The sequence below is a fragment of the Methanococcus maripaludis genome, assembly GCF_013760955.1.
GTDB lineage: Archaea > AGJL01 > Methanococci > Methanococcales > Methanococcaceae > Methanococcus > Methanococcus maripaludis_A.
Map to the genome: position 1 here is coordinate 254,872 of NZ_JACDUL010000003.1, position 12,055 is coordinate 266,926.

Consider the following 12,055-nt stretch of genomic DNA (forward strand, 5'->3'; position numbering starts at 1 on the left):
TCAAGGAATCCTGACTCTGTTGCATTTAATACGTCACTTGTAAGGGCTGAATAATCAGCTGTTAAGTAATCGATAAACGTGTACTCTATAAGGTCGCGGTAGTCGTTAGACTCGCTTGCCAGTTCAAGAGCTTCGTTTGGGGTGTAGCAGATGTAAGTTACCCTAACTTTACCATCGTCTCCAGCATCTGCTGAAACTGCTGTAAGAGATGATAAAAGCAGCACGCTCATTATTATCAAAAATATATTTTTAAACCGCATTCGTTCACCTGAATTTAGTAAATAGGCCTGATTAATTTTTTAAAGGGGTTTTTAATGTTTAGTCGATGTTCTTAATTTTGAAATCGTTAAAACCAGTATTTTGCCTAAAAAATCAATATTAACGTTATTTTAGGGTTTTCGTTATTGAAAACAGATTTATTATAATTATTTGCTTAATTGGATTTTATTGAACAGTTAATTACCTGATCACCCAAAACTCCCGATTTGTCCTACCTCCAATATATTTTAATTTAAATTTTTTTGTAAAAATACAAATAAAATTGAATAAATAGTAATATATATGATTTTCTAGCTAAACTTATGATTTATAAATTAATGTTGAACAGACTTCAACGTTTTTTAAAATTTAAAAAAATAGTCCAATAGCTGTTTTTAGATAATTTAAAAACTATTAATTTCTAAATGTAAGATTATTCTCTTAAAAATCCAGTAATTCCTAAAAATCGTTTTTTTTTTGCAATATCGCAAGTATTATTGACGAAAATACATTTTAAAAGTATAATAATATTTTATAATTAATGAAATAATAGTCCTATAAATTAAAGAATAGTATTAATATATACATTATGACATAATATGGCATATGAACATTGCAAAACAGCGAGGGTAAATTAAACGTAGGTTAAAACTAACTTGCATTAAAAATTGGCGTGATTTTGTATTGAAGATGCATACTTCATCAACGTTAATTTACAAAAACATTTTAAAAATTGGTTGTGGTCGACATGGACAAAGGAAAGGAGCATTTTGATGGAATTGAAGATTCGTATGAGAACATGATAATAAAAATAGTCCCTTCATCAGAAGATTTCTTTGGTGCTGTTCTCTCATTTATTCCTGAGGGCAATACCAAAATTCTTGAACTTGGTAGTGGTACTGGGTTTTTAACTACAAGAATTGTTGAATTGAACCCTTCAGCAGAAATAACTTGTATTGACCTTTCAGAAGGCATGTTAGATGTTGCGAGAGGAAAACCTGAACTTTCCGATGTAAAATTTATTAAAGGAGATTTTCGTGAAGCATGGGGCGATGGAAAATTTGACGTGATTTTATCAACTCTTTGCCTACACCACCTTCCAGATGATGACAGAACGGATATTCTTGGCAAAATATACGATTCATTGAATCCAAGAGGGGCATTCATAAATGGAGATGTATTTTTAGGGGAAACTGAGGAAGAAGAGGCTAGAATTCTTTCTTGGTGGCATAAGGCTATGCTTCAAAATAATATGTCTGAAAAAGAGGCAGACTCAATGATAAAAAAGAGAGATGCTAACCACGATTATCTCGATAAAATTTCTGCTTTTACCGAAAAGATGAATTCTACAGGCTATGATGATGTAATGCTAGTTTATAAAAATAGGCTGTATGGAGTCTTTGTTGGACTTAAAAAATAATTTTCTTTTTTTTTGAAATTTTAATGGAAATTTATTTTTTAAAAAATTATAAAAATAGAGATATCAATCGAATACATTCAAACACCAGTTAAAGAAATTATTCAAAACTTGCAATTATTGCACCAAATACACTTGTTAAAATCCATTCTGCATCCGATTTCAAATAAGTTAACGCACTTTTGATGTTTGATTTTTCAATTTTTTCGTTTGAAAGTTCTTTTTCAATTATCCTAACGTTTCTGATAATTTCAAACCTTTTTTCAGGATTTTTATCATTAATTTCATTGTAAACTTCTTTAAAAGGCAGTATTGTAATTAGATGTTCACTACCCATTCCAAAAATAATATCATTATCACAGATTACTGGATTAAATTCAGGAAATTTATTTTTAAAATACTGTGAATTTTCAATAAATGCAATTCCGCTTTTTGATAATTTTACGATATAAAAAATTCCGACAGTAGTTTGAACTCTTGACTTTATTTCAATATATCCTTTTGATTTCAGATTTTTAAATATCAAATCTAATGTGTTATCTTCAGGTTCAATACCCCTAAAATCCTTTCTTTGAAGGCTCGAATTTCCCCTACGATATTCCAAATACATTTTTTCTAAAATAGAATTTTGAAGTTCATTCATATCCATTTTCACACCAAAAAGTTCAAAGTCCCAGATAATAATTATGTCCCAATTATCCTATTTTTAAAAATATATTTAAAAATGTTGATTTTGTCCCAATTAAAAAGTCTAGAATTTAACAACAAAACCATATTTGAAATCTTAGTATCATCATTATTCGATTAAATCGCAAATAAGATATATTGTAGCTAGAATATGTCAAAAATAATATATTGTTGGGGCGAAGGATTAAAATGAACATTGAATCTCGAATAAAAAGATATTTTAGAAAAGATATATCATATATGCTGTTTAACGTTCTTTTAGTAATGTTTTTAGCATTCATTATATTGGCGACACTTCAATTATTTGTATTTAGAAATCCGTTTTTAAATGAACTATCTCACGACATTTATGTGTTATTGGGCTTTTTCATGTTTGTTTCGATAATTGGGATTGCAATTTTGGAAATTATATTTTAAAGATCAAGCCTGTTTTAAATTTCTTTTTTTTTGAATTTTACCATATTCACGATAGTTTCTAGATTTTAAATTTTACGATGTAAAAAAATAGATTAAAAAACGGATACCCTACACAAATTAAATTGAAAAATTTTTCAAATTTTTTTAAAAGATCCTTTGGAATTGAAGTATAATTCCACGATAACTTTCTTAAAATTTATTTTAAAAATGATAATTAAAATTTTTATCAAATACATATTAATTAATTTAATATATAAATTGTAGATTTTTTAAAGTATTATGCACTTTGTGGGCCCTTACCTACAAGTTAATCAGTATTATCGTTCTGTTGTAACTTTTACGGCATAAACTCATCCCAATTACGAAATGTATTTATAAAATATAGTTTTATTTAGTTTAGATCCTGTTTTAGTTATTAAGATATTTATTTTAATAATATCCTTGATATGGTTAAATCCCCATTTATTGCTAAAACAGGATCACTTTTTTTATATCAAATAATTAAGATTTTTTTGTTATCGTATCTACTTTTTGACTTTACAATAAATTTTAATCGAAATTTGATCTTGAATATCTAAACTGTTTTAAACCTTAAAACTATTTAAAAAAGAATTATTTTAAAACGGAATAAAACCAGTGCAGTATATCACTGCACCAGTATTCCATATCTATCCTCGAGAAGTTAAAATCCCCATAATAACAACCCAATTGGAACCGAAGTTCCAATATTTGGTATCTTCTAAGTACTACTAATAACTTACGACTAATGTTGTAAAAACTTCATTACCCCAGAATATATTAAATTTCTTAAAAATATTTTTGGCCCCCAATATATCTTTTTAAAACTTTAAAAACAGTGATGACAATTATGCAGGATATTAAACATAAACAAATTATTTTAATTAGTTTTTTTAATTAAAAATCAAAAAGATATGGGGCAACTTAAAAATAAAAAATGGCATGATATACGACAATGAACATATTACTTGTTAAAAAATTCAAATTAAATATAATACTGTTGAAATTAAACATTAAAAAAGAAAAATTAAAAATCATTTAAGTTCGTTTTTAACCCGACGTATTGGTTTTGATTACCCTAAAAGTTTAAGTAATACTATTTTCAAAAATTATATTACCCGAGGTGGGAAAGATCTTGGGAAACGGGGAGTAATTTTCATCGTTTGTTAAATGGGTGTCATAGACCACGAGAACAGTTCAATTTCTGGGGGGTTGTTGAATTGTTCTAGATCTCTTTTTTCTTTTTTAAAAAGGTAATATACTTATATTTTAACTTTCTTTTTAAGAATAGCCTGTTCGTTCTGAAGTTTTATGTTTAATGTCGATAGCCCACGTTTAATGCCTCTTCAAGTACTCGATAATCTTTCCACTCATTATGATCTCTTTTAAAGCGTTTCAGGTTTTCAAAGAATTCATATTTCAACTCTTCAGATAAGTTGAGTTGTTTTGATATTTTTCCAGCTTGAGTTTTTAATAATTGCATTTTGGAACATTTTGCATTATCGAATACTGACTCGGTCTGCAGGTATCCACAGCATTTGTTTTCTGTATCAACAAAAACTGGCCTTACCTTTCCAGTTATGTATTCTTTATCGTAATGGACCACAGCCTTCAAACACTTTGGACATATTCGAATCATCTAAAACCCCTCACGTAGTTATTGATAGTAATATACTACATGAAAGGTTTTTTATTTGAAATATAAATAATTTGTTCGTTAAATCGTGTATAAGTCTGTAAAAACCGTTTTTAAATTCTTAAAAATAGACTCGATAGATCGGACTCAGGATTTTTGAAAATCGATAGATCGGACTAGTGAAAAACCATCAAAATCGGTGCCATTGGTAAAAATCAGATATAGTTTGAGGAACAATTCCGGGTCCTTTGGATGTAAAATACTGCAAAAAAGCTAAATCTTGTTAAAAACCCACGGTCTTGAAAGAAACCAAAAAAGAGTGCGTTATTTCAAAAAGTGGAGGGAAAGGGATTTGAACCCTCGAACCGCTACCGGATCGGATCTTAAGGAATATTTACCCGATCGGACGCATTATTTTTGAGATTTGTGAAAAATAACAATTTTTTAATCGATATTATCAATTTTTTACAAAACTCGTTTCATTTGTTTTTGAAAACAGGATCGGACTTAGTCCGATACGGTAAGAATGTCCGATCCGGTGATTTTTTGATTTTTCATAAAATTTAATGCTAATTTTAGACGATTAATCTAATTAATGAGAACAATAAGGAAATTAATATATATTTTTAAATCCTACAATAATTGGGTATTTTTTAAAAATTATGGGGTGATACCTTTGAAATTGAAGATTTTAATGGTATGCATGGTAACGCTTTTTGTTTTAAACTCTTGCTGTGCTGAATATTACAATTTAGATTTTTTAATTGACATAAACCACAATGAACCATCGTCCGAGTATGTAGTCTCGGGAGAAGAGGTAGATTTTAATATATTATTCAACACGATAGACAGGACTACCTCGAACGAAATTGAAAATATATGGGCAGATGATCCAGCAGTAACTGCAAATTTAACTAGTGTGCTTTTAATTGCTGCTGCAAATGACCGTTATAGTGAAGGCATGCTTTCATTTGTAAATGGTACATCAAATACAACAGATTTGTTTGATATAACTAATGCCGATATTTCAATGGATTTAGGCGAATTAATGTTGTTATCTCGAAGCTGGGAGGTAGATCCTTTTGAATGGTATTCTGATGATTTAGAAGCATCAGAAATCATTGTAGCGTTAATTAATAGTGAATCGAGTAATTTTAGCGAATCACCAGATTTAGAAGTTGACGAAGATGGAATGGTATATGCCTCAATAGTATTTCAAAATGGAGATGGGGAAAATTCTAATACTTACGGCACCCTTTCCCCAGGTATGGTAATACCATTCCTCGGTCAAGAAATGCTAGTTGTAAAACTCGATAGTGACAATGATCAGGTTGTTTTGGGTAATGAATTATATGAAGGAATTCTGAAAAACAGTACCGAACAGGATATCGGGGAAGGCTATTCTGTTAAAGTATCGAATATATTATTTGAAGAACCTGATTATTACAAGGTTGAAATACAGGTTTTGAAAGACGGAAATGTTATTGACTCAAAATTTGATACTGTGGATGGAAACGGTACCCAGATAAACCTAATTTGTGGGGATATAGGGGTTGTTGTAAACGATGCATTTAGAGATGAAAATGGAACTCGTTATGCACAACTTTTTGTCGCAGAAGATTTGGTTACTTTAGATTTAGGTGAAGAATATTCTGAATATTATGAAGCATGCACTGTTGATCTAATTCCGGGTGTTGGACTTAAATTATCAAACGATACTATTGCCCAAGGTAAAATCGTAGGTATAGCTTTGAAATACGTCGGCAATATAATTAACAATATTAACTCTAATGAAGAATTAGATATTGCAAACTATACAAAATTAGAATTCGACAAAGAAAATGGAGAAATGTCCATCCAATTTGCAATTTCTGATGTTGGAAATCTATCAAACACTTGCAATAATGTTAAGTATGTAATTAACACGACAGGACCCGGAGATGCATACTTTACTAACGGAAACTTTAGTTTTATAAACAATAGTATTTGGCCAGATGAGTCTTTTGACATTTTTAATGGATATTCAAATGCATCTAGCTGGAAATTAAAATTCACTGAGGCAGGAACTTACAAAATAACAGTGGGTTTGGTAAATGCAACAAACACTTCAGATACGTCATGGGTGTTTAGAAATCACAGTTCTGTTTTAATCAAGGTTTTGGATCCCAAATACCCAAACTACGACTTCAAATATGAAATTCCTGAAGAAATTATTTCTGGAAAAGAAACAGAAATTAATTTAACACTTAATGTTACGGGAAAATTGGAATCCAACAGAATTGAAAATATATGGGAAAATAACGGTACGTTTAGTACGGATAATGAATTATTTATAATCGCTACAGGGAATGAGACATATTCTGAAGGATTACTCGGCTTTTTAAGTTCTGAAAATGTAAAAATATCTGAATATGATGTTCAAGATGCATCAATTGGTGATATACATAAAAATTACTGCAATCTTGGAGAAATACCTGGCATGAAAGTTATTGAAAATGCCAACATGTGGAACTGGTACTTTGGATATGATTCATCTGACAGCCAATATACAGGTACAGTTCAGACATTTGAGTCTGTTTCAGCAGTAATCAATACTGATTTAAATACTACTTTTGGTAGTGCTGAAAATCCAGACTTAAAAATAAAAAATAACAGTGCATTTTACACTACACTAGCAGTAAAAAATCAAAAATCTGGAAATACCGTCAATGATTATGTAACTTTAGCCACGGGTACAAAAATTCCGATTCTGGGTAACGAAAAGGTTGTTATTGACGTGAATAGTGATGACAACCAGATAACGTTAGGTTTAGAAGTATTTAAAGGAGTTTTAGAAGAAGGAATGGCTTATGACCTTGGAAATGGATATTTGGTAAACATTACCAATGTTTTGAATGTTACAGGAGGATACAAAGCAGAAATACAGATTTTAAAAGATGGAAGAACTGTTGCATCAAAATTTGATACTGTGGAGGAAGGACATCCATTTAAAATAATTTGTATGGATGTTGGGGTTATTGCAAATACTGCAATAATCGATATAGATGAAAATAAAGGATTTGTAGAATTAGCAATATTGGATAATATTTCTCATGTAGAATTTGGTAAAGAATATTTGCCAGATTGGGAAGCCCGTGGTATCGTGGCCTCCATATCGGGTTTGGAATTTAAGAACAATATTTCAGATAGTAAAATCGTTGGAATGGGTTTAAAATACGTAGGAAACGATGTAGATAATATCAATAATTTCAAAACATTTGAAATTGCAAATTATGCTAGAGTCGATTTTGATGAATATTCTGATAAAATGAGCATTCAATTTGCAATGGACAATAGGTACGAGGATGTTAAATACTTGGTAAGTGCGACAGGGCCTGGAAACGTAAGTTTTACCAACAATAATTTAACTTTTATAAATACTGCGTTATGGCCAGAAAGTTCGTTTAGCGTTCCAAATGTTTACGAAAACGATTTAATGTCCATGACGTGGAAACTGAACTTCAGCAAACCTGGAGATTATAACTTAACATTTAGTTTAGTAAATTCCAAAAATGAAACTATATCAAATATTTCAAAATCCGAAATAATTACTGCAATCACAAAAGAAACTTTTGGAAATGTTTCGATTATCTATCTAACTGATGATATAACAAACACTACAATTATTGAAAATAGTGAATTTAATATTTCAAAAATAGATTTTACCACTAACGATAGCTTGTATTTGCCATTACTTGAAGAATTGGAAAATATCACATTACCTAAAGATACCTTGGAAAAAATGGAAAATTTAACCAATGAAACAGAACTTTTTAACAATATCACTATTACAAGCGAAGAAGATATTTCGTATATCTTGAACTTTACCAATAATACCTTTGTGGAAATACTAAATGAAGGATTTAATGTATCAAACATTACGTACCTGATTGAAAATAATGGTGGTAGCGTAAACGCAAATTTCACATTTAATGCAGTAAATACCTCCGAAAAAGGAATATTAATCGTTAGACTTCCGATTGGAAACTTAACTCTTGATGAAATCATTGTAAATACAGGATCAGAAAACGTTACGTTGGTAGAAAATAATATTTCTAGCACAATTGGTTGGTACAGAATTCCAAGTACTGGAATTTTAGAAATAACTCTTGTAAATGATCCATTGGTTACAGTTAAATTCTCATCTACAATTCCCACAACAACTTCCGGCGGTGGCGGAGGGGGCCTTGGTGGGGGAGCTTTGAATTCAGATGACGAATATACATTTAACTCAGAATCAATTAGAAAAGCCGTAACCAAATCAATAATTGTTTATGGAAACCTCGTGGATAAAGAATATGCACTGAATTTATGGAGTAACATAAGAAGTGGATATAATTATGAACTTATTGGAAACACAGTGATTGTTGGGGGGCCTAAAGCCAATGTTTGCGCCAACAAGTACGATTCAGAATTTGAAATACACATTACAAATGAATTCCCTGGACAAAATAAAGGAATCATTCAAATTAAGGATATCGAAGTAAATTCTGAAAACCTCATAAAAACCTACCAAGTAATCTACATTGCAGGAAGTGATCGATACGGAACAGATGCTGCATTAGAATACTTTAAAACTTTGGAAGAACTTCCTGAAGAACCAATAATTGTTGAATGGACACAAACCGGTCCTGTTATAGCTGAATAATTATCCAAATATAAATATTTCTTTTTTTATTTTTTAGTTGGATTTAAATGTTTTTTGAGTAAAAAAATCATATCTTGTTGTTTTTGATGTTTTTTTAAAAAATTAAAACCAAATTTAAAAAAGTATTTAATGATAAAATAATGATTTATGACTAACACATGAACATGTGTTAGTCAGTTCAAAAATAAAACGTATTTTAAAACCTGTTACTTGCCCATATATGGGGTAATGAACTTGAAACATAATCAATTATTAAATATTTTATAACAGAAAATACATAGATATAGAATAATTAAAAATAATTCAAGTGGTAAATATGTTTAAAACAGTTCAAAAAATAAAGATCCCAAGAGATCATAAAGTAACGATAGAACTTCCAAAATTCTTAAAAGAAAATGAAGAAATAGAGATAGTTATTACTGCAAATCCATCTGAATTAACATTGTCTCAGAAATTAGAATTAATGAAAATGGCAGCCAAGGATAAAATGTATTTAAAAGATATTTCAGAAATTAACGAAGATTTTAGATATGTTGATTCAGTAGGTTGGTAATTTGTTTGATAGATGGAATATTTACTGGATAGATTTAGAACCAGTGATTGGTTCTGAACAAGGCAAAAAAAGACCCTCAATTATAATAAGTAGAACTGAATTAAACGAAATATTACCTGTTTTAAACATAATTCCTATAACCACCCATAAAAATGGAAGAATTATTTATCCAAATGAAACTTTGGTTCCAATTGAGGATACAGGACTTAAAAATGAATCCATTGCACTGTGTCACCAGATACGAACTGTTGACAAAAGTCGCATTAATAATAAAATAGGGACTATAACAAATCCAATCATTCAGAACAGTATTTTAGAATCTTTGAAATTTCAGTTAGAACTCGATTCAATAGAATAAAATTTTCTTTTTTTTTAGACCACTATATTCTTTAAATTTAAAAATATGACATATCTTGTTGTTTTTGATGCTTTATAAAAAAATTTAAAACTAAATTTGAAAAGGTATTATGTGTAAATAAATATTCCCATGTAAATATAAAACTTGAAAAGGATACTATGAACGTTAAGAGAACTTACAGCATTGATGAAACAGTAGTTAAAAAATTTTCGGAATATTGTGACGAAAGGGGGCTCAACATGGGTAAACAGATTGAAACCTTCATGAAATATGTTGTCGAAGGATCCGAAGTTAGGCCAAAATACCTTGAAAAATTAGAAGAAATTCGAAAAGGAGAGTTTATTCCAGTTAAGGATTTTGCCAAACACTATGGGTTAAAATAATGACTTACTAATCTCTAAAAAAGCCGATAAAAAAAATAAAAAAGCATTCTTGTGATAAAAAAATTTATAGAAACTGTAAATAAAAAAGTAAGCGAAATTCTGGAAAATCCCGAACACTACAAGCCACTACGTGGTGATATGCAGTGATCAAGACGAGCCAATGTTCAATCATCTTATGCCATAGTTTACGAAATTGATGGAAATACTGTAAGATTATTGGATATTGAACAACATGATAAGGTTTACTTAATTTTAACAATATTTGAATTATTAATTAAAAATATTTAAAAATTTTAAATTTTTGCTGTTTTTTTAAAATCAAACTATATTTAATCTATTTTCGGAAATTCGATTAATTGATCGATTTTAATTTCATTTCATTATTCATAATGAATTAATTTAAAACTGTTGATCTGACAGAATACAAAAAAATTGTTGAGTAATACATTTATTAAACTAGCAGATCGGTTTTTTTTAGATTTTTAAAAGAAAATCATGGAGAAATCAATCAATTAAAAGACATTAATGAAGTACACATTCAAGAATTCTTAAACTTTAAAGCTGATGTGTGTACAACTGAAACTCTTTACAATTATCGTGCAAGATTTAAAAAAATTGCACTTTGCGTAAATCATGCATTCCAATCATGTGCAATGAAGGTTTCAAATGTGGTAATTCCCCAATCTTTGGTTGGAAAATCAAAGAGGGATATCACGATGACAGAAGAACATGCTGAACTTTTGTTAAATTACTGTAAAAACAGTACTGCAAAGGCTGCGATTGGGGTTAGATTTGCTTTGATGTTTGGACTGCGTGTTTCCGAAGTTACCAAAATCATGGCCAAAGATATTGATTTTGAAAAAAGGACTTTGCATATTCATCGAAGTAAAGGTGGACTCAGTAGAGACATTCCAATTGCAGAATTGCATTTGAAATTTTTAAAAGAAATCAAGAATCAATTTGATGAAAATCAGAGACTCTGCCCTTTAAAGAATGATTCGGTCAACAAATTCATATATCGGGTTTTCGAGTTTCACGGAATAAATGACTACAAAGATGCAAAAACGTCTGTTCACGCCATTCGGAAATTGTGGGCACAGAAATTGTACAATAAATTACGCCATGAAGGAAAAACAATAAAACAGGCATGTGAAGAAGTATCAGTTCAGTTGGGTCACGGAAAAGATAGAAAAGATGTATTCAACAGATATATATCAAATATATGGTAAAATATGGCATATCGTGTCGAATAAGATAACTAAACCGGATCGGACTAATGAAATCCTTTAATTCAAAAATAGAGCCCGATTTGGGCATATTTTTTTAACGACCAAAAAAAAGTCCGATCCGGTATCTCCGGAAATCGCTAGTCCGATGGTAAATTTTTGAAAAAATTGACATAACAGACGATGTAACATCGAGATAGAAATAAACTGACAATAAAAAACGACATATATCAAAAAAGACGTTCGTTTTGAAGTTGATTTTAAAAAAAGTGGAGGGAAAGGGATTTGAACCCTCGAACCGCTACCGGATCGGATCTTAAGTCCGACGCCTTTGACCAGGCTTGGCAATCCCTCCAATGAGACATATTGCTTGCATCTATACCTATAGATATCTAATATATATACTTTTCCTTTT

General features: G+C 30.0%; 10 protein-coding genes and 1 tRNA gene. 7 read left to right on the forward strand and 4 right to left on the reverse strand.

Annotation, left to right across the window (positions count from 1 at the left end):
• Positions 1 to 260: hypothetical protein (locus tag HNP90_RS09355; RefSeq protein WP_220127162.1), on the reverse strand; the 260-nt coding region annotated here is incomplete at its 3' end.
• Positions 261 to 1,006: 746 nt separating this feature from the next.
• On the opposite strand from HNP90_RS09355, the gene HNP90_RS06655 reads away from it, so the two are divergent.
• Positions 1,007 to 1,678: a class I SAM-dependent methyltransferase gene (locus HNP90_RS06655; protein ID WP_011977571.1), complete on the forward strand. Its 672-nt coding sequence runs from the start codon at positions 1,007 to 1,009 to the stop codon at positions 1,676 to 1,678.
• A 97-nt stretch (positions 1,679 to 1,775) separates the two neighbouring features.
• On the opposite strand, the gene HNP90_RS06660 is transcribed toward HNP90_RS06655, so the two are convergent.
• Positions 1,776 to 2,324 carry a hypothetical protein gene (locus HNP90_RS06660; RefSeq protein WP_048060445.1) on the reverse strand — a complete coding sequence of 183 codons (549 nt, stop codon included), beginning with the start codon at positions 2,322 to 2,324 and terminating at the stop codon, positions 1,776 to 1,778.
• A gap of 227 nt (positions 2,325 to 2,551) precedes the next feature.
• On the opposite strand from HNP90_RS06660, the gene HNP90_RS06665 reads away from it, so the two are divergent.
• Positions 2,552 to 2,779, forward strand: a complete 228-nt coding sequence (locus HNP90_RS06665) for a hypothetical protein (protein ID WP_155810746.1) — start codon at positions 2,552 to 2,554, stop codon at positions 2,777 to 2,779.
• A gap of 1,333 nt (positions 2,780 to 4,112) precedes the next feature.
• Here the strand turns inward: HNP90_RS06665 and HNP90_RS06670 are convergent.
• A complete protein-coding gene (locus HNP90_RS06670; protein WP_011977568.1) occupies positions 4,113 to 4,436 on the reverse strand; it encodes a hypothetical protein in 324 nt (107 codons plus the stop codon).
• 673 nt (positions 4,437 to 5,109) lie between these two features.
• Between HNP90_RS06670 and HNP90_RS06675 the strand changes: the two genes are divergently transcribed.
• From HNP90_RS06675 to HNP90_RS06695, 5 genes are all read left to right on the forward strand, one after another.
• Positions 5,110 to 9,120, forward strand: a complete 4,011-nt coding sequence (locus HNP90_RS06675; RefSeq protein ID WP_011977567.1) for an S-layer protein — start codon at positions 5,110 to 5,112, stop codon at positions 9,118 to 9,120.
• 316 nt (positions 9,121 to 9,436) lie between these two features.
• A complete protein-coding gene (locus tag HNP90_RS06680; protein ID WP_011977566.1) occupies positions 9,437 to 9,673 on the forward strand; it encodes a hypothetical protein in 237 nt (78 codons plus the stop codon).
• Position 9,674: 1 nt separating this feature from the next.
• Entirely contained in the window at positions 9,675 to 10,031 is a 357-nt protein-coding gene (locus tag HNP90_RS06685; RefSeq protein WP_011977565.1) for a type II toxin-antitoxin system PemK/MazF family toxin, read from the forward strand.
• A 158-nt stretch (positions 10,032 to 10,189) separates the two neighbouring features.
• The gene (locus tag HNP90_RS06690) at positions 10,190 to 10,414 is read left to right on the forward strand and encodes a hypothetical protein (protein WP_011977564.1); all 225 of its coding nucleotides are present in this window, start codon (positions 10,190 to 10,192) and stop codon (positions 10,412 to 10,414) included.
• A 566-nt stretch (positions 10,415 to 10,980) separates the two neighbouring features.
• A complete protein-coding gene (locus HNP90_RS06695) occupies positions 10,981 to 11,643 on the forward strand; it encodes a tyrosine-type recombinase/integrase (protein WP_048060444.1) in 663 nt (220 codons plus the stop codon).
• A 267-nt stretch (positions 11,644 to 11,910) separates the two neighbouring features.
• On the opposite strand, the gene HNP90_RS06700 is transcribed toward HNP90_RS06695, so the two are convergent.
• Positions 11,911 to 11,995 (reverse strand) — tRNA-Leu (locus HNP90_RS06700).
• Between the last annotated feature and the right edge of the window lie 60 nt (positions 11,996 to 12,055).

Excerpts from the sequence above, each read along its gene's own strand:
- HNP90_RS06660 (WP_048060445.1), bottom strand. The coding sequence starts at position 2,324 with ATGGATATGAATGAACTTCAAAATTCTATTTTAGAAAAAATGTATTTG.
- HNP90_RS06670 (WP_011977568.1), bottom strand. The coding sequence starts at position 4,436 with ATGATTCGAATATGTCCAAAGTGTTTGAAGGCTGTGGTCCATTACGAT.
- HNP90_RS06665 (WP_155810746.1), top strand. The coding sequence starts at position 2,552 with ATGAACATTGAATCTCGAATAAAAAGATATTTTAGAAAAGATATATCA.
- HNP90_RS06680 (WP_011977566.1), top strand. The coding sequence starts at position 9,437 with ATGTTTAAAACAGTTCAAAAAATAAAGATCCCAAGAGATCATAAAGTA.
- HNP90_RS06690 (WP_011977564.1), top strand. The coding sequence starts at position 10,190 with ATGAACGTTAAGAGAACTTACAGCATTGATGAAACAGTAGTTAAAAAA.
- HNP90_RS06655 (WP_011977571.1), top strand. The coding sequence starts at position 1,007 with ATGGACAAAGGAAAGGAGCATTTTGATGGAATTGAAGATTCGTATGAG.